The organism is Pseudoalteromonas mucoides (assembly GCF_049257175.1).
GTDB lineage: Bacteria > Pseudomonadota > Gammaproteobacteria > Enterobacterales > Alteromonadaceae > Pseudoalteromonas.
Genome location: NZ_JBMMUC010000004.1, coordinates 299,693 through 318,868, shown reverse-complemented (window position 1 = coordinate 318,868; position 19,176 = coordinate 299,693). Strand labels below are relative to the sequence as shown.

At 41.4% G+C, this 19,176-nt stretch carries 16 protein-coding genes and 1 pseudogene; 6 read left to right on the top strand and 11 right to left on the bottom strand.

What is annotated here, in order from left to right; genetic code table 11:
* Positions 1 to 510, bottom strand: a pseudogene (locus AAEU30_RS06645) (TrkA C-terminal domain-containing protein); the annotation flags it as partial.
* 67 nt (positions 511 to 577) lie between these two features.
* Here AAEU30_RS06645 and AAEU30_RS06640 point away from each other — a divergent pair.
* Positions 578 to 1,474 carry a GGDEF domain-containing protein gene (locus AAEU30_RS06640; RefSeq protein ID WP_421959832.1) on the top strand — a complete coding sequence of 299 codons (897 nt, stop codon included), beginning with the start codon at positions 578 to 580 and terminating at the stop codon, positions 1,472 to 1,474.
* Positions 1,475 to 1,505: 31 nt separating this feature from the next.
* On the opposite strand, the gene AAEU30_RS06635 is transcribed toward AAEU30_RS06640, so the two are convergent.
* From AAEU30_RS06635 to lpxB, 6 genes are all read right to left on the bottom strand, one after another.
* The gene (locus AAEU30_RS06635; RefSeq protein WP_087530678.1) at positions 1,506 to 1,844 is read right to left on the bottom strand and encodes a hypothetical protein; all 339 of its coding nucleotides are present in this window, start codon (positions 1,842 to 1,844) and stop codon (positions 1,506 to 1,508) included.
* Positions 1,841 to 3,154: a tRNA lysidine(34) synthetase TilS gene (gene tilS / locus AAEU30_RS06630; protein ID WP_421959831.1), complete on the bottom strand. Its 1,314-nt coding sequence runs from the start codon at positions 3,152 to 3,154 to the stop codon at positions 1,841 to 1,843. The genes AAEU30_RS06635 and tilS overlap by 4 nt, the downstream gene beginning before the upstream one ends.
* A gap of 107 nt (positions 3,155 to 3,261) precedes the next feature.
* On the bottom strand, positions 3,262 to 4,218 hold the full coding sequence (gene accA, locus AAEU30_RS06625; RefSeq protein WP_087530680.1) for an acetyl-CoA carboxylase carboxyl transferase subunit alpha: 957 nt from the start codon (positions 4,216 to 4,218) through the stop codon (positions 3,262 to 3,264).
* Between the two features lie 16 nt (positions 4,219 to 4,234).
* Positions 4,235 to 7,726 carry a DNA polymerase III subunit alpha gene (gene dnaE / locus AAEU30_RS06620; RefSeq protein WP_421959830.1) on the bottom strand — a complete coding sequence of 1,164 codons (3,492 nt, stop codon included), beginning with the start codon at positions 7,724 to 7,726 and terminating at the stop codon, positions 4,235 to 4,237.
* The gene (gene rnhB / locus AAEU30_RS06615) at positions 7,726 to 8,322 is read right to left on the bottom strand and encodes a ribonuclease HII (protein ID WP_421959829.1); all 597 of its coding nucleotides are present in this window, start codon (positions 8,320 to 8,322) and stop codon (positions 7,726 to 7,728) included. The genes dnaE and rnhB overlap by 1 nt, the downstream gene beginning before the upstream one ends.
* Positions 8,312 to 9,469: a lipid-A-disaccharide synthase gene (lpxB, locus tag AAEU30_RS06610; RefSeq protein ID WP_421959828.1), complete on the bottom strand. Its 1,158-nt coding sequence runs from the start codon at positions 9,467 to 9,469 to the stop codon at positions 8,312 to 8,314. Before lpxB ends, rnhB begins: the two co-directional genes overlap by 11 nt.
* A gap of 372 nt (positions 9,470 to 9,841) precedes the next feature.
* On the opposite strand from lpxB, the gene AAEU30_RS06605 reads away from it, so the two are divergent.
* From AAEU30_RS06605 to cydC, 5 genes are read left to right on the top strand one after another with little or no spacing between them, the layout of a single operon-like run.
* Positions 9,842 to 11,428, top strand: coding sequence for a cytochrome ubiquinol oxidase subunit I (locus tag AAEU30_RS06605; protein ID WP_421959827.1), 1,587 nt, complete (start codon positions 9,842 to 9,844; stop codon positions 11,426 to 11,428).
* Positions 11,425 to 12,564, top strand: a complete 1,140-nt coding sequence (gene cydB, locus AAEU30_RS06600; RefSeq protein ID WP_421959826.1) for a cytochrome d ubiquinol oxidase subunit II — start codon at positions 11,425 to 11,427, stop codon at positions 12,562 to 12,564. Before AAEU30_RS06605 ends, cydB begins: the two co-directional genes overlap by 4 nt.
* 11 nt (positions 12,565 to 12,575) lie before the next feature.
* The gene (gene cydX / locus AAEU30_RS06595; protein ID WP_421959825.1) at positions 12,576 to 12,728 is read left to right on the top strand and encodes a cytochrome bd-I oxidase subunit CydX; all 153 of its coding nucleotides are present in this window, start codon (positions 12,576 to 12,578) and stop codon (positions 12,726 to 12,728) included.
* The gene (cydD, locus tag AAEU30_RS06590; protein ID WP_421959824.1) at positions 12,718 to 14,478 is read left to right on the top strand and encodes a thiol reductant ABC exporter subunit CydD; all 1,761 of its coding nucleotides are present in this window, start codon (positions 12,718 to 12,720) and stop codon (positions 14,476 to 14,478) included. Before cydX ends, cydD begins: the two co-directional genes overlap by 11 nt.
* A complete protein-coding gene (gene cydC / locus AAEU30_RS06585; RefSeq protein WP_421959823.1) occupies positions 14,471 to 16,204 on the top strand; it encodes a thiol reductant ABC exporter subunit CydC in 1,734 nt (577 codons plus the stop codon). Before cydD ends, cydC begins: the two co-directional genes overlap by 8 nt.
* A gap of 161 nt (positions 16,205 to 16,365) precedes the next feature.
* Here cydC and lpxA read toward each other — a convergent pair whose 3' ends face one another.
* The 4 genes from lpxA to AAEU30_RS06565 are packed head-to-tail and all read right to left on the bottom strand — an operon-like array spanning position 16,366 to position 19,170.
* Positions 16,366 to 17,136: an acyl-ACP--UDP-N-acetylglucosamine O-acyltransferase gene (gene lpxA / locus AAEU30_RS06580; protein WP_421959822.1), complete on the bottom strand. Its 771-nt coding sequence runs from the start codon at positions 17,134 to 17,136 to the stop codon at positions 16,366 to 16,368.
* Positions 17,137 to 17,138: 2 nt separating this feature from the next.
* Entirely contained in the window at positions 17,139 to 17,591 is a 453-nt protein-coding gene (gene fabZ, locus AAEU30_RS06575; protein ID WP_421959821.1) for a 3-hydroxyacyl-ACP dehydratase FabZ, read from the bottom strand.
* 10 nt (positions 17,592 to 17,601) lie between these two features.
* Positions 17,602 to 18,642: a UDP-3-O-(3-hydroxymyristoyl)glucosamine N-acyltransferase gene (lpxD, locus tag AAEU30_RS06570; protein WP_421959820.1), complete on the bottom strand. Its 1,041-nt coding sequence runs from the start codon at positions 18,640 to 18,642 to the stop codon at positions 17,602 to 17,604.
* Between the two features lie 9 nt (positions 18,643 to 18,651).
* Positions 18,652 to 19,170 (bottom strand): OmpH/Skp family outer membrane protein, encoded by a 519-nt coding sequence (locus tag AAEU30_RS06565; RefSeq protein WP_087530693.1) that lies wholly within the window; start codon positions 19,168 to 19,170, stop codon positions 18,652 to 18,654.
* Between the last annotated feature and the right edge of the window lie 6 nt (positions 19,171 to 19,176).

Here is a 19,176-nt window from a genome sequence, read left to right as displayed (position 1 = left end):
TTATTCACTGCCATCGATAAGGTAACGCTCAACCCGCTCAACTCGTCTTGGCTTTCCTTGTAGTACTAAGATATCACCGGCGAGTAAACGAGTATGCTGTGATGGCGAATCTATTTCTCGGTCTTGTCGGCGCAAAGCTCTGACTGATACGCGGCGCTTTTCTAAATTGAGCTCACTAATACTTTTATCAACCGAAAACGCCCCCTCTGGTAATGCGATAACATGTAAGTATTCTAATCGCTCTGCGTTATTATCCTCTGTGCCGAATTTGTCGCCTGCAAAAAAACCATGTAAATATTTATAACGGTTACGCCGCTCTTTACTCACCCTTCGAACGATGCGTGTCATCGGCACACCTGACATATACAACACATGCGATACCAACATTAAACTGGCTTCGAGGGCCTCGGGGACTACTTCAGTTACGCCCAGCGCTTGTAGTAATTCGAGTTCACTGTCGTCTCTCGTACGCAAAAGGATTTTAACGTCTGGCGCGATTTGTTTTTCAGCCAGTTTGAAATAGTGGCACAAAAATCGCTTTATCTAAGCTATAACACACTCCTGGGGGGAGATTTCAGTGGAAAACGTCCATATTTTGACGCAACGCATTTCGGCACGTGGCGAGTTTCTGCCGTTTTCGGCAGAGCATTACCGAAATAATGAGCCTGCGGCTATTCATAGCTTAGTTGCAAAGCTGCAAACTACGTTGAATATTGAGGAAATACTCAGTATTTACGCAGAAAATGCAAAGCAGGTTATTAATTTTTCAGGAATGCAGTTTCAATCGTCGCAAGGAGTGACACAAATTGATAACAGTGATAACACCAATCCACCTTACTCGTTTGATTTAGATATAAACAACGAGCATTTGGGGCAATTAATCTATTTTAGCCAGTATCCGCTTACAGGGAATATTGAAGCTAAACTAGTGGGATTACACAATGCCTTAGTGTATCCCTTAAGAAATGCATTAATGTATAACCGTGTGTTACGTTTAGCCACTAAAGACACGCTAACAGGGCTCAATAACCGCAGCCAATTTAATGACATTTTATTAGAAAAGCTGGAGCGATGTCGCCGTCAGCATCGACCGTTTAGTTTGATGTTGCTTGATTTAGATAACTTTAAACAAGTTAATGACAGCTTTGGTCATAAAATTGGCGATGACGTATTGAAAGAGTTTTCGACAGTATTACAAACCAGTATTCGCGGCACCGACTCTGTATTTCGTTTTGGTGGCGACGAATTTGCAATACTTATTGACGATCCTGAATTTATTACTAATAAAGTCATTGCGCAGCGCATAATGCGTTTAGTCGGTGACTCCAGTGTTATGGCACAATACCAAGTCACCACGAGCATTGGCTACACTTTGGTAAATAGCCATGATTGTGAAGATGAGATTTTTTCGCGCGCTGATAAGGGCTTATACAAAGCTAAAGCCGCGGGTAGAAACTGCGCCAGAGCGTATTAACAAAATAGATAGCGCCTAGCCCCCAAGGCGCTTAACCTTTACTTATTAGCTTATAACCTAGTAACGCTAAGCAAAAACCAAAAAAGAACCCACTCACTAAATAAAGTAACGCAGCCATTGTCGCAAGCGGCATCATGACGACTAATAATAACGGCACGCTCACCCCAGCAATAAAATAAACTCCCCCTTTACCCAGCCAATAAGCGATTAAAATAATTCCACAAGCTAGGCCACCTATAAACGCATAGAGTAAAGTTAATAAGTCGATTTCAAATAAAAAACCTGCTGCTATTGCAATCAATGTTGTTACTAACAAGCCAAGCGGTGCTTTATTAACCAGTGATAAGCCGACATGAGGCTGTTGGTTCATGTATGGTACTCCCAAAAAATTCCTTCATCGCTAACATGATTTGCACTGATGAAGTAACCGACGACTTGAACTAATTCGTCGTTATAAAAAATAAGTGGCACACTGGCTCGTAACCAAGGGGCTACTTTTGCATCTTTAAACCAATGCTTTACAGTATTGCGGCCGGGTTTATTCAAAGGTTTTATTTTTGCCTGAGAATGATCAAACTTCACTGTTACATGCTCATCGGCTTGAGGCAGCCTTATACCCTTCCCTTGCATTGGACTAATACAAGCGCCGGTATTTAGAATAAAAGTATTATCAGAGCGCTCAGTTACAACCAGAGGCGCTTGTGCTTTGTGTTTTACAAAATACAAAAAACCTTGATGACGACGGATGTCTCCGTCTTTTAATTGTATTTTTAACTGTGCGTCAACCTGTGCATTAATCCCTTGCTCTAAGATTTGCTCAGTTTGCTTTTGCGATGGCATTAAGGCGGTAAATTGCTCAAGCCAACAACGTAATACATTTGCTTGGCGTGCAGCACTGTACATTGCAAGCTCGCTACAGCTTAAGCCTTGAGTTTCACTTTGGCATTTAGCTAAATCTTGCAAGGTATATTCATGCAGTAAATCTTGCTGCTGCTGCAAAAGTGTAATGCTGCGTGAAGCACTTTTTTCAAAACCGGTAAATTTATCCGATAAAACTGGCACCACTTTTTGGCGGATAAAATTACGGTCAAAGCGTTCATCTGTGTTTGAATCATCGGTAATATGCGCAAGCGAGAATGTTTTTGCAAATGACTCTATTGCACAGCGTGTAATATCAAGTAAAGGCCTAAAGCAAACACGACCGCTTTTCAGTAGGCGGGTTTGTCGCATAGATGCTAAGCCTTTCAAACCTGAGCCGCGTTTAAGGCGCAGTAAAAACGTTTCAAGCTGATCGTTCAAATGCTGCCCTAACAAAATGACACTGCCTTTATCACTATATTGATCTAATGCTAAATAGCGTGCATCACGGGCTTGCTCTTCTAAACTAGTGCGCGAACGCTGTTCAATTTCAACACGTACCCCGTTAAATGGCATATTTAATTGCACGCACAGCTCAGCACAAAATGCTTGCCAATCATCGGCATAATTACTTAAACCATGATTAACGTAAACAGCACTCAGTTGCAAAGCTGGTATTTCACGTTTCATTTCATTCATCACATTTAATAACACCACGGAATCCACCCCGCCTGAGAGCGCGATTGTAAATGACGTTTGATTATCATCGACAAACGGGACAATAGTGCTTTTTACTTGTTGGTACAAAGGTGTTGAATGCATGAATTTAACCGCTAAATAAGTGATTGATTAGCTACTAGCTACAGCTTACAAACATTTTAAAACAAAAAAGCCGCTAAAGCGGCTTTTTTCTGCATTCGAGCTATTTTTTAGCAATAACCAAATGACATTAATCGTTTGTAACGTTGATCAAGCATTTCATCAAGCGACAGCGCTTGTAAGTCTGCAAGGTCACGTTTAAGCTGATTTTTAAGGTTACGTGCCATTGCATCGTAGTTACGATGTGCACCACCTAAAGGCTCTTCGACTAGGTTGTTGATCAAATCAAGTTCTTTAACGCGCGCAGCAGTAACACCCATAGCTTCTGCAGCAAGCGGTGCTTTATCAGCGCTTTTCCAAAGGATTGATGCACAGCCTTCTGGCGAAATTACCGAGTAAGTGCTGTATTGCAACATGTTAACGCGATCGCCAACACCAATTGCCAGTGCACCACCTGAACCACCTTCACCAATAACTGTACAAATAGTTGGCACTTTGAGTGCTGCCATTACTTTTAAGTTACGTGCGATAGCTTCAGATTGACCACGCTCTTCTGCACCAACACCTGGGTATGCACCCGGTGTATCGATGAAAGTCATAATTGGCATTTTAAAACGTTCAGCCATTTCCATTAAGCGTAATGCTTTACGGTAACCTTCTGGCTTTGGCATACCAAAGTTGCGTTTAATTTTTTCAGCTGTATCACGTCCTTTTTGTTGACCGATCACCATTACTGGTTGACCTTCAAAACGTGCTACACCACCTAAAATAGCCGGATCATTTGCAAAAGTACGATCACCCGCTAACTCGTCAAACTCCGTAAAAATGCGCTCGATATAATCTCGAGTATAAGGACGCAACGGATGACGGGCTAACTGAGAAACCTGCCAAGCACCTAATTTAGAGAATATTTCCTCTTTTTGTTGGGCACTTTTTTCTTTTAATCGGCTGACTTCCTCTTCTAACTCAAGGTCTAATTCGCCAGCGCGGCTTATATTTTGTAACTCTTCAATTTTTGCTTCTAATTCTGCGATTGGAAGCTCAAAATCAAGATAATTGAGGCTCATGCTCTAAACTACCTAATTAGTTAAATTCTAGTTCTACATCTTGTGCAGCCATCAGTGAAAGCTTATGAATTAAGTCATCACTAGGCGTAACACACCATTCTGTGCCTAAGGTTAACTCAGCCAACGCATCTGGACGTTGATAGAAAACCCTAATCGGACATGTACCAAACTTATAAGGTTCGAGTACTTTTTGTAAATTATCGAAGAAGTTCGCCTCGATTTGCACCATATTTAGCGTCATTTTAATCGCTTTTATGCGTTTTTCTCGCGCTTGCGCTATGGTGCATATGTCTCTGGCGGTCATTGTAATGCCACCGGAGAAGTTATCAAAGCTGACCTGTCCAGATATTACCAAGATATTGTTGATTTGCAGCATATCTTGGTACATTTCAAACTGTTCTGGGAATAAGCGTACATCAATACGGGCACTCTTGTCATCTAAAGTTATAAGCCCCCATCGATTTCCCTTCTTATTTATTAGTGTACGTGCTGCTATGACAAGGCCTGCAGCGGTTGATTGCACATCACGATTAGTTGGCTGTAAATCGACTAAACGCCCTGTGGTGTAATGCTTAAGCTCTCTACGGTATTGATTTATCGGGTGACCGGTTAAATAAAGGCCTAGAGTTTCTTTTTCACCGTCTAACCACTGGTTATCTGTCAATGGTGTAGCTTTTATAAAGGCTTGTTCAACTTCATCAGGCTCTGTGGCAAGTAAACCAAACAAATCAGTTTGACCTAAAGATTCTGCTTTATTGTGTTGATCAGCAGCCCGCATCGCATCTTTTAGACTCGCTAGCAGCGTGGCACGTCCTGGTTGGGTTTTATCTGGGCCAAGTTGATCGAGTGCACCAGCGTAAATGAGCTTCTCCGTAACACGTTTATTTAAACGCTTTAAATCCACCCGGGCGCAGAAATCAAATAAGTCTTTAAACGGGCCGCCTTCACTGCGCGCTTCTAAAATTGCATCAACAGGCGCTTCACCAACCCCTTTAATAGCGCCGATACCGTAAACAATTTCGCCTTGCTGATTTACAGCAAATTTAAACTCACCCGCGTTTACATCCGGCGGTAATAAGGTGAGTTTCATGTTTTCACATTCATCCACCAAAATTACGATTTTATCGGTGTTATCCATATCTGCCGACATTACCGCAGCCATAAACTCAGCTGGGTAGTGCGTTTTCATCCACAAGGTTTGGTACGATACTAGCGCATAAGCTGCTGAGTGAGATTTGTTGAAACCATAACCCGCAAACTTCTCTACCAAGTCGAAGATTTTAATTGCAAGTTCACCGTCAATACCGTTATTTCTGGCACCATCTTCAAAGGTTGAACGTTGCTTTGCCATTTCTTCTGGCTTTTTCTTACCCATTGCACGACGCAGCATATCCGCGCCACCTAGCGTGTAACCAGCTAAGACCTGTGCAATTTGCATTACCTGTTCTTGATACAAGATAATGCCGTAAGTAGGCTCAAGAATAGGCTGTAAGCTTTCGTGCTGATATTGAGCGTCGGGGTAAGAGATTTCTTCTCGGCCCAATTTACGGTCGATAAAGTTATCTACCATGCCCGATTGCAGTGGGCCTGGTCTAAACAAGGCCACCAAGGCTATCATATCTTCAAAGCAGTCAGGTTTAAGACGCCTGATCAAATCTTTCATACCCCGGGATTCGAGCTGGAATACGGCGGTTGTTTCGGCGCGCAGTAATAACTCAATACTCTTTTTATCATCAAGAGGTATCGCGTTGATATCAACCGGCTTTTTGCCTTCACGCTCAAGGCGCTCGTTGGTCATATCAATTGCCCACTGCAAGATTGTCAGCGTGCGAAGACCCAAGAAGTCAAATTTAACCAAGCCCGCGGTTTCAACGTCATTTTTGTCAAACTGAGTAACGGGGAATTTACCTTCATCATCACAATAAAGGGCTGCAAAGTCAGTGATGGTGGTGGGTGATATAACAACACCACCCGCGTGCTTACCGGCGTTACGTGTACACCCTTCAAGGATGCGGCACATATCAATTAAGTCTTTAACTTCAGAGTCGCCATCGTAAGCTTCTTGCAAGCGCGGTTCAACATCAAAGGCTTTTGCCAAAGTCATACCTGGATCGCCAGGTATCAATTTTGAAATACGGTCAACAAAACCATAAGGGTGACCGAGCACACGACCAACGTCACGAATAACCGCTTTAGCCGCCATCGTACCGAAGGTGATGATTTGCGATACCGCGTCCCGCCCATACAGCGCTGATACGTGGTCGATTACTTCATCACGCCTATCCATACAGAAATCGACGTCGAAATCCGGCATTGAGATACGTTCAGGGTTCAAGAAACGTTCGAAAAGTAAGTCAAACTCGAGCGGATCAAGATCGGTGATCTTAAGTGCATAAGCCACCAAGGAACCCGCACCAGAACCACGCCCTGGCCCTACTGGAATATTGTTATCTTTACTCCATTGGATGAATTCCATTACGATCAAGAAGTAACCAGGGAAACCCATTTGGTTAATTACGTCGAGCTCTATTTTTAGTCGCTCGTCATATTCTACGCGTTTTTCTTTTCGCTCATTTTCATCAGGGAATAAAAACTGCAACCGCTCTTCAAGGCCATCTTCTGAGACTTTAACTAAGAAGTCTTCAATTTTTAACGAGCCTGTAGGGTAATCTGGCAAAAAGTAAGTACCAAGCTGTACCGTTACATTACAACGCTTGGCTATTTCGACGCTGTTTTGTAGTGCTTCGGGAATATCGCTAAACAACTCAGCCATTTGCTCTGGCGTTTTTAAGTACTGCTCTTGTGAAAAACGTTTTGGACGGCGTTTGTCATCAAGCGTGTAACCGTCAAAAATGGCAACGCGAATTTCATGCGCTTCAAAGTTTTCGGGTTTTAAAAACACCACTTCGTTGGTGGCAACCACGGGCAACTGCTCCACGCTTGCCAATTCAACCGCTAAATGGAGATACTCTTCTTCTTGAGCACGTGAACTGCGAATAAGCTCAATATAGTAATGATCGCTAAAATGCTGTTTATAAAAGCTGACCACTGATTCAATAATACCCGCGTTGCCTTTTAATAGTGCCTTACCTAAATCACCATCTTTTGCACCAGAGAGCAAAATAAGGCCCTCTTTATGCTCCACCAGCCAGTCTCGGTCAATTACAGGGCGGTGAAATAGATGCCCACGTTGGTATGCTTTTGAAATAAGCAGTGTTAGGTTTTTATAGCCAGTATTATCTTTGGCTAAAATAACAAGTCGGCACGGCCCTTCGGGAAATTCTGGGCTATGTAACCAAAAATCAGCCCCAACGATTGGTTTGATTCCGGCGTTGTGGGCTGTATCGTAAAAACGCACTAAACCACACAAGTTCATTTGATCGGTAATTGCTAAGGCAGGTAATTGTAACTCTTGTGCTTTGGCAACAATCGGCTTGGTTTTAGCCAAACCATCGACCATCGAAAAATCAGAGTGAACTCGTAAATGTACAAAATCAGGAGCCGCCATTATTGCTCCTGCATAGCCAGTACACGTTGCACTGGTTTAAAACTTTTACGATGCTCATCAATTGCGCCGTATTGCTCAAGTGCAGCAAAATGCGCTTTCGTCGGGTAACCTTTATGACCAGCAAAACCGTATTGCGGATAACGTTTATCTAGTTCAATCATTTCATCGTCACGAGCAACTTTCGCTAAAATAGAGGCTGCTGAAATTTCAGCCACTAAGCTATCACCTTTTACGACTGCTTGTGCTGGCATTGTTAAAGCAGGCAATCGATTTCCGTCAACAAAAACAAACTCTGGAGTCGTAGATAAGCCTTCTACTGCACGTGTCATGGCTAGCATAGTAGCGTGTAAAATATTTAGCTCATCAATTTCTGTTGGACTACACCGGCCAATTGACCAACAAAGTGCTTTTTCTTTGATTTCGATAGCTAATGCTTGACGTTTTTTATCAGTCAATTTTTTTGAATCTGCAAGACCTGCAATCGGGTTTGCTGAATCAAGTATGACCGCAGCAGTAACCACGTCACCAACAAGCGGCCCACGGCCGACTTCATCAACACCGGCAATAAAGGTTAGGTTTGGTCGTTCAATTTGCATTTAATAACTCCGCTACTGCTGCCGCTGCTTGCTCACTGGCATTTAAACGTATTTGCTGATGAATTGCTAAAAATCGGGACTTTAACTCGCTGTTATCGCTATTGAGCATTGGTTCAAGTGCGTTTGTTAGATTATCTACGTTACAATCTTTCTGCATAAACTCTGGGACTAACTCTTCATCGGCTAATAAATTAGGTAATGAAAAATATTTAATATTAAAGGTAAATAAGCTTTTGAAAATCCAGTAGCTCATTGCTTTTATTTTATAGCCCACAACCATCGGTTTTTTATACAGCATACCCTCTAAGGTGGCAGTACCTGATGCTATTAAAATAGCATCTGCTGCTTGCATGGCAATGTCAGATTGGCCATCCAACAGTTGTATTTTTAAATTGGGTGCTGTGGCGGCTAAAATTCCACTAAATTGTGCTTTACGCTTGTCATTAACAAGGGGCACAACAATTTTTAAATCTGGGTTTTTTGCTTGTAAGCCAGCGGCTGTTTTTATGTAAGTCTCACTTAATAGTCCAACCTCCGAGCCACGACTTCCCGGTAAAAGTGCTAATACTTTATCATCGTGGTTTAAGCCAAGCTGTGACCGCGCTGCACTATCGTCATGTTCTAACGCAATATCATCGGCAAGGGTGTGGCCTACAAATGTACAAGGTACATTATGTTTATCGTAAAAGGCTTTTTCAAACGGTAACAAGGCCAATACCAAATTTGTTGCTGCACTTATTTTATGGATACGCTTTTCACGCCACGCCCAAACTGAGGGGCTTACATATTGAATTGTTTTGATACCCGCATCTTTTAAGGGCTTTTCGATACGTAAGTTAAAGTCAGGCGCATCAATGCCAATGTAAACATCGGGCGGGTTATCAATTAAATGTTGCACCAACTGTTTGCGGATTTTTAATAATCGAGGTAAACGACCTAACACTTCAACCAGCCCCATTACAGCCAGCTCTTCCATATCAAAAAGGCTAGTACAGCCCTGAGCTTGCATTTTAGGCCCTGCGATGCCTTCAAATATGGCATCAGGATAACGTTTTTTCAGCGCTTTTATTAAGCCCTCACCTAATATATCACCTGATAACTCACCTACCACAATGGCGATACGTAACGGTTTAGTTTGATTATTCATTGATTATTTTGTTCGCAATTAGCGTTGCATTTATTTCTGTCAGTTTAACGTGTTTTGCCAATAGGATAAATGTCATCGAGTTAATAAATAATTTAATTATAAAAATACCATCCACGTCGGTTCTGCTCTGCCTTCGATAAATATTAGGTACAAAAGTGGAGGAAACTATAAAAAAAATTAAACAATTGAATACTTTTGCTTTTATTACTAGTATTACATTAGGATTATCTAATATAAATAAAAAGGCACGAACCTTAGTGTTATTTATACTATTTTTTAGTTGACTAAACTTAATATAAGATTAACATTAACGAACTTTCAGTAATTTCTGAAACATGCTGTAGCTAACCGTCAAACTTAAGGAGCTTAATAATGATAGATGAAGCCTTTGTGGATCTATCGCGATTGCAATTTGCAATCACCGCCCTGTTTCACTTTCTTTTCGTACCGTTAACTCTCGGCATGACTTGGATTTTGGTGATCATGGAATCTGTCTATGTAATGACAGGCCGCGAGATATACCGCGATATGACTAAGTTCTGGGGTAAGCTTTTCGGCATTAATTTTGCCGTAGGTGTTGCAACAGGTTTAACTATGGAATTTGAATTTGGTACCAACTGGTCTTATTACTCTCACTATGTTGGTGATGTGTTTGGTGCTCCTTTGGCGATTGAAGGCTTAATGGCTTTCTTTTTAGAATCAACCTTTGTTGGTATGTTCTTTTTAGGGTGGCAACGATTAAGCAAACGCCAGCATTTAGGTGCAACATTCCTGATGGCCATTGGTACTAACTTATCTGCACTGTGGATACTGATCGCAAATGGTTGGATGCAAAACCCTGTGGGCGCTGAATTTAACTATCAAACTATGCGTATGGAAATGACCAGTTTTGCTGAACTTGTTTTCAACCCGGTGGCACAAGTTAAGTTTATTCATACCGTATCTGCAGGTTATGTAGCTGCATCCATGTTTGTGTTGGGTATTAGTAGCTGGTACATCTTAAAAGGCCGTGATTTAGCCTTTGCAAAGCGCTCATTTTCTGTTGCATCAGGCTTTGGCTTAGCCTCCATATTATGTGTTATTTTACTCGGCGATGAGTCAGGCTACGAAGTAGGCGAAGTACAAAAAGTTAAACTCGCTACTATTGAAGCTGAGTGGCATACCGAAGAAGCTCCGGCTGCATTTACCGCTATCGGTATTCCTGACTCAGATGAGCAAGTTACTCATGCTGCGGTTAAAATTCCTTACGCATTAGGCTTAATAGCAACACGCTCGCTTGATGAGCAAGTAACCGGTATTAGTGATCTGGAGAAAAAACACGAAGTACGTATTCGAAATGGCATGATTGCGTATAAGTACCTTGAGAAACTTAGAAACGGCGAGGATACTCCCGCCAATATTGCAAAGTTTGATACTCTAAAAGATGACCTTGGTTATGGCTTATTATTAAAGCGTTATACCCCTAATGTGGTTGATGCAACCGAAGAGCAAATTCAACAAGCGGTTAAAGATTCTTTCCCACGGGTTGGGCCTATGTTTTGGTCGTTCAGGATCATGGTTGGTTGCGGCGTGATAATGCTGGTTGTATTCGCCCTATCATTTTACTACAACGCTCATCGCGTTATTGAACAAAAACGTTGGCTACTCAAAGCAGCATTATGGAGTATTCCACTGCCATGGGTAGCCATTGAGTTCGGTTGGATTGTTGCCGAATATGGCCGTCAGCCTTGGGCAATCTCAGAGGTACTGCCTACATTCTTAGCGACCTCGTCACTGACCGTAAATGACTTATTATTAAGCATTACTGGCTTTGTTATTTTCTACATTATTCTAGCAGTTATAGAAGGCTGGTTGATGCTAAAATTTGTTAAGCAAGGTCCCAGTTCTCTACATACAGGTAAATACCACTTTGAACTTGAAAAAGCCGATAAACAATTAAACCAAGGAGCACAATCATGATTTTTGATTACGAAACCTTAAAGTTCATTTGGTGGCTGTTAATTGGTGTGTTACTCATTGGTTTTGCTATCACTGATGGTATGGATATGGGGGTAGCAATTTTATTACGCCTGGTTGGTAAAACAGATATAGAACGCCGTACTGTGATAAATACCATTGGTGCACACTGGGATGGTAATCAGGTATGGTTTATCACCGCAGGAGGGGCTTTGTTTGCAGCTTGGCCAATGGTTTATGCTGCGGCATTCTCTGGCTTTTACTTTGCGATGATGCTGGTATTGTTTGCTCTGTTTTTACGCCCGCTCGCATTTGATTATCGCTCTAAACTTGAGTCTGCAAAGTGGCGTGATAATTGGGATTGGGCACTCCTAGTTGGTAGCATTGTTCCGGCATTAGTATTTGGTGTTGCCTTTGGTAATGTACTACAAGGTGTACCTTTTAATATTGATAACTTTATGCGTATAACATACCAAGGCTCGTTCTTTGGCTTACTTAATCCCTTTGCTCTTGTTGCAGGTGTAATAAGTGTCGCCATGCTTGTGGGACATGCTGGTATGTGGCTACAACTTAGAACAGATGCTGAAGTTGCACAGCGCTCTGCTCAATTTGGCCGCTACGCACTAATATTATTTATTATATTATTTGCCGCTGCTGGCTTCTGGGTTGCAAATATGGATGGTTATCAAGTTGTGTCAATGAGTGATACTCAAAGTTATGCCAACCCATTAGCTAAAGTAGTCACAACAAGTTCAGGTGCTTGGCTTGATAATTACTCGAAAATGCCATTAACCATGATATTCCCAGCACTGGCATTTGTTATGGCAACTATGGCAGTTATTTTCTCAGTAATAAATAAACCTGCTTTAGGCTTAGCCTCAACTAGCTTGATGTTAGTTGGCGTTATTATGACTGCGGGGACTGCTATGTTCCCATTCGTTATGCCATCAAGTAATAATCCCAATATTAGTTTGACTATGTGGGATGCGGTATCAAGTCATATGACCCTTAATGTCATGTTCATTGCGGCAATAATTTTTGTGCCAATTATATTAATTTACACAACTTGGTGTTATGTGAAAATGTGGCGAAAAGTCACTAAAGATGAAATTGAAAATAACACTCATGGTAGCTACTAAGGAGATAAATTATGTGGTATTTCGCATGGATACTAGGCGTTCTACTTGCTTGCACTTTAGGCGTTATTAATGTTATGTGGTATGAGTTTCAGCAACACAAAGACAGTATTGCTGATGATGAACTTGAGTTGCATAAAAGACTAAAACGCCAAAATGACAACTAAATCCCGTCCTGATCGCGCGCAGCAAATTAAGCTGCGCGCTTTTTTAAAGCAATATAGTCACAGCGGTTCTCGCCTTTTAAAAATCAGTATTTTACTTGGTACATTGAACGCATTATTGATGATAGCGTCGTGTTATTTAATCGCCAATGCCGTACATTTAGTCATGTTTGCAGATAAGCAACTCGATGAGATAACTCACTTGTTGTGGCCTCTTGCAGGGTTAATTTTGCTTCGTGCTGTGTTTTTAGCGCTTAGTGAGCGTATTAGCCATTACGCAGCACAGAAAATAAAAACCACGATGCGTAAAACTTTATTGGCAAAGCTAAATCGCCTTGGGCCGATTTACAGTGAGCAGAAAGGGCACGGTGCTACATTGAATACCTTACACAATGGTGTTGAGGCTCTACATCAATATTATGCTAATTACTTACCCAGCGTCGCTTACAGTGCATTAATACCCTTAGCTATCTTAGTTATTATATTTCCTACTGATTACAAAGCCGGGCTTATCTTTTTATTTACAGCCCCACTGATCCCTTTTTTCATGATTTTAGTTGGCCACAAGGCTGAAGAAATCAATCAACAACGTTGGCAACAACTTTCTGTGTTGGGCAATTACTTTTTCGATAGATTAAATGGCTTAACTCAATTAAAACTTTTTAATGCTACGCGCCGTGAGCTATCCAATATAGCTAAAATCTCTGATGATTTTCGTACTTCGACCATGAGCGTGTTAAAAGTCGCTTTTTTATCTGCATTTGCTTTAGAGTTTTTTGCCACCATAAGTGTTGCTTTAGTCGCAGTCATCATCGGCTTTAGATTGTTTTTTGGCACGCTAGACTTTGCGACAGGTTTTGTTGTGTTACTACTGGCTCCTGAATTTTACTTACCTCTTCGCCAAATGGGCACTCATTATCATGCTCGCTTAGAGGGCATTAGTGCAGCCGCTGATATGATTGATATTATTAATGCAGATGAAGAATTACCGCCAGCGCAAAAAACAAAACTATCATTACCTATACAAAGTATAAGTACAAAACAGCTAAGCTTTTATTACCCGCAAAGCAAAGAAGGCGTAAGTAATATAAACCTAGTATTTCCTGTCAAAGGGTTAGTGGCTTTTGTAGGTGACAGTGGCGCGGGTAAAAGTACCTTATTTGACTGTCTATTGGGTTTTCATCAGCAAGCTAATAGCCAAATAATTATTAATAATACCCCCTTATCTAAGCTAGACTGCCAAAGCTGGCAACAGCATATAGCCTGGATCCCCCAACAGCCTACGTTGTTTTACATGAGTGTTGCAGAGAATTTGCGCCTTGGTAAAGCAGATGCCACCCAAGCGCAATTAGAGCAAGCCGCTATCAAAGCCGGTGCACTTGAGTTTATACAAGCGCTACCTCATGGGTTTGATACCCTCTTAGGAGAACACGGTGAAGGTTTATCAGGTGGCCAAAAGCAGCGCATTGCGTTAGCTCGCGCCTTTTTAAAAGATGCGCCTATCCTCATGCTAGACGAACCCAGTGCCCATCTTGACAGCCAAACTGAAAAACTGATCAACTCGGCAATTGTTGATTACGCTAAAGATCATTTGGTGTTGGTTATTGCGCACCGCTTAAACACTATAACAAATGCAGATAACATTTATGTTTTAGAGCAAGGAAAAATAATTGAACAAGGTAATTACCAGCAACTTTATCAGCAACATGGAAAGCTGTGGCAATTAGCAAGTGTAGGTGCGCAACATGACTAATTTTATTCGCTTACTAAAGCTATGCAAACCTCACGCTGGAATGCTTTTACTCGGTGCGTTTCTATCTACTCTTACGGTACTTGCAAATGTGGGCTTACTGGCAATATCCGGCTGGTTTTTAGCAGCCATGGCCGCAGCAGGCATTGCATCCGTGCATATGAATTACTTTACCCCAGCAGGCGTAATACGATTTTTAGCTATTATTAGAACCGCATCACGTTATGGCGAACGATTAATTACTCATAATGCAACATTTTTACTATTAAGTGAAATACGAGTTAACGTGTTTGCAACGTTAAGTAAACTCAGTAATGTGGACTTAGCCATGAGCCGCAGTGCTGATCTATTTAGCCGAATGCAAGATGATGTAGATGCACTGGATACATTTTATTTAAATGTGTTATTGCCAATCATAGTTGCATTAATCAGTATTCCGGTAGTCATGTTGTTTATGAGTGCCTATAACCCTAATGTGGCACTCTTATGCTTTACCTCTTTAATGATTGTAGGTGTTGTTGTTCCTGCCTTTTTAGGGCATAAATTTAATAAAACTGCAGCACAAGAGCGCGTGCAATCAGCATTATTGCGAGCGCAACTATCTGACTCCTTAAAAGGCGCACGTGAGCTTGCCCTATATCAAGCATCAGCTCAACAACGCAGTCAATGTGATAAAGCCAGTGAACGCTATAATCAACATATTCAAAAGCGCCACAGCGCACTGGCCAATAGCGATGGTTTTACATTATTAATCACCCAACTGACTATGCTGGGCAGTATTATTATATTAGTGCCGCTAGTAAGCAGCAATGAAATAGCAAACGTAGAGCTGGCAATGATGAGTCTATTTGTATTAGCTAGCTTTGAAACCGTATTAAACTTACCGAATGCGTTTATCCAATTACCTAACGCCCTCAGTGCTGCTGCACGTATCTTTGAACTTGAAGATAAACTCCCCCATCAAAGTGATAAAACGACCATAAATGTAAAAAACCTACCTCTTGGTATTAATTTTACTGATATTGATTACAGCTATAACACCCAAAATTCAGCGTTAAGTAAAGTAAATATAACCATTAAAGCAAAACAAAAGATTGCCTTAGTTGGCCCAAGTGGCAGCGGTAAAAGTACGTTAATAAACCTACTAAGTGGTTTGTGGCCGATACAACATGGTCAAATAGAGCTACTTAGTGAACAAGGCCCAATCAATATTAACCAGCTATCAACTGACAATCGGCATGAACTACTTACTATCGTTGCACAGCAGCACCATATATTTGATGGAACATTAGCACAGAATCTAAGGTATGCAATGCCAACAGCGAGCGATGAAGCACTAATACGAGCCTGTGAACAAGCTCAACTGGGGTCATGGCTAGCACAATTACCTGATGGTTTAAAAACACGTTTAGGCACAGCTGGGCGTACAGTTTCGCAAGGCCAAGCACGGCGAATAGCCATTGCACAAGCATTGCTTCGAGACAGCGCAATTGTTGTTCTTGATGAACCAACCGAAAGCTTAGATAACCAAACTAAACATGCCGTAATAGACACTGTTATGAATGTCATGGCGGACAAAACAATTATTACCATTACTCATGACCCTGCCCTATTGAATACGATGGACCAAGTAATTTGGCTTGAACGGGGAGAAGTCAGAGCTGTTAATTCTCACCAGTCATTACTAGAAACTGAGCCAGATTATGTATCTTTAGTAACCCGCTTTTAGTTTATTGGACGTGGGTTATTTTATTACCTCTAATCAGTCCATCGTTCAGGTTTGCTATTTGACTAAGCACGCCGAATGATTATGGCTGAATTATCACTAAAAAATAAATACAAAAAAGCCACCGATTATTGCTAAGCGGTGGCTTTTAAAAAACACTAAGATTATCGAATAATCCCGCGCTCTGAATTCTTTACAAAATCAACCATAAGCTGTACCGCAGGATATTTAGCTGCATCTTCACTCAGTGCTGCAATCGCTTCCTCAACACCTAAGCTCTTACGATAAAGTGTTTTATAAGCACGACGTGTCGCCATGACTTCATCACTTTCAAAACCACGACGTTTCATGCCTTCGGTATTAATCGCAACTGGTCCCGCTGGTGTGCCAATCGTTGTAACAAACGGCGGTACATCTTTATTGACACCAGAGTACATACCAACAAAAGCATGTGCGCCCACTTTACAAAACTGATGGATACCTGAGTTACCAGCTAAGATAACCCAATCGCCAATATGTACATGACCAGCAACAGAGGCATTATTTGCAAAAATAACGTTGTCACCTATCACGGCATCATGGGCAACATGGGTATACGCCATAAACAAGTTATTGCTGCCAATCTTGGTGACACCTTGGTCTTGTATCGTACCGCGATGAATAGTCGCGCATTCACGGATAACATTGTTATCACCAATAATAAGTGTCGTTGGTTCATCATTGTATTTTTTGTCTTGGCAGGCTTCGCCAACTGACGCAAATTGAAAAATATGATTGCCAGAGCCAATAGTAGAAGGCCCTTTCACAACAACATGAGATTCAATAATACAGTTATCACCAATAACTACATCGTTACCAATATAGCTGTAAGGACCAACTGAAACATTATCGCCTAATTTGGCACCTGATTCGATTATCGCTGTAGGATGGATCACAATTAAAGCTCTCTTCTCGCACACATGATTTCAGCAGTACACACTACCTTACCATCAACTTTCGCTTCTGCTGCAAATTTCCATATATTGCGGCGCTCTTTTAAAAACTGTACATGTAAATGCATAGTATCTCCAGGGACAACAGGCTGTTTAAAGCGTGCATTATCAATGGCTGCAAATAAGTATAGTTCATTCTCGCTGCGGTTTTCGACTGTTTTGAAACCAAGTAAGCCTGTAGCTTGTGCCATCGCTTCTAAAATAAGTACGCCCGGAAAAATAGGCTGATTAGGGAAATGACCAGTAAAAATTGGTTCATTAAAGGTCACATTTTTAATTGCATGAAGTGACTCGCCCGGCGTGTAATCTAATACACGATCAACCAACAACATTGGGTAACGATGCGGAAGTAAGCTTAAAATTTCTTGTATGTCTAGGCTATTTAATTCGTTTGCCAAAATAGCATCCTTATAAATTATCAACGTTTAATGACTTAGTCAGAGTCTCTAGCGCTTTAAGGCGGCCTTTCATCTCTGGCAAATTACGTAAATGAGCAATATTACGGCGCCACTCTTTATTGGTAGAGTGCGGCATACCTGATGAATAAATACCAGGCTCTGTAATTGCTTTGGTGATCATGCTCATACCCGTAAGTATAACACCATCACATATATCAATGTGACCATTTATGCCAACAAGTCCCGCAATCTGACAATTTTTACCGATTGTAGTACTACCTGCGATCACTGTACATCCAGCAATGGCTGTACCTGAGCCGATTTCTACGTTGTGGGCAATGTGAACTTGATCATCGATAATAACGTTACTGTTAATAATTGTATCGTCTAATGCGCCACGGTCTATTGTGACACCTGCGCCTATTTCAACTTTATCACCAATGGCCACAGCACCCAGCTGAGGTATTTTGATCCATTCGCCCTTTTCGTTAGCATAACCAAAACCGTCACTACCAATGATTGCACTTGATTGAAATAAACAATTTTCACCTATTTCAACATTATGATATACAGACACGTTTGACCAAAACTTAGTATTGCGCCCTACTTTCGCATTTTGACCAATAAAACAATTGGCACCCACTTGCACTTTATCTGCAATGACCGCGCCCGCTTCAATCACAGCATTAGCCCCAATAGAGGCTGTTTTAGCGATATCCGCATCTGGGTGAACAACTGCACTGGGGTGGATCCCTGGTGCTGCAGAGGCTGGGGTAGTATCCATTATTTGCGCAAGTTGTGCATAGCTATTGTAAGGATTCGCTGCTATGAGCTTATTACCTCGATAATACTTAGCATCGGCGGCAGATAAAATAACAGCAGTGGCATTTGTTTCATCTAATTGCGATCGATATTTCTTATTCGCTAAAAATGCAATATGCCCAGAGCGGGCATTTGCGAGAGTAGCAATTTTTGATATTTCTAAAGCGCCGTCACCATCAAGCTCGGCGCCTAAAAGTTCCGCAATCTGCGAAAGCGTATAATTTTGCATCTTTGTATTCTATTGCTTACTTACTTTTTCAACAACTTTCTCTGATAAGTCAGAAACAGTTTTCGGGTTAAAGTAGACTGTTGTGTCTTTCACTTTAACTTCATCAAATTTACCGTCTTTAGCAACATCTTGAATTGCATCAATAATTAGCTTTTGTACTTTTGCTAGCTCTTGGTTTTGACGTGCTTTTATTTCTTGCTCTAAAGGACGGCCTTTCTCTGCAAGACTTTTTTGCATGCCTTCAACTTTTTCACGTAGCGCATCTTTTTGTGCTTGGCTCATCGTGGTAGCTTCACGTTTGAACTTCTCAGCTTCAAAACGGATGTCACCTTGTAGCTTTTCTAACTCTTGACGACGTTCAGCGAATTCAGATTGCAAAGTTTGTTCTACTTTCGCCATTTGAGGAATTTGCTTGTAGATTTCTTGCATATCTACAATACCTACTTTGTGAGCAAATGCACTCACTGATGTACCCATCATAAGTGTCGCTGAAATGGCAATTGCTGATAATTTAAATGATTTTTTCACAAAAAA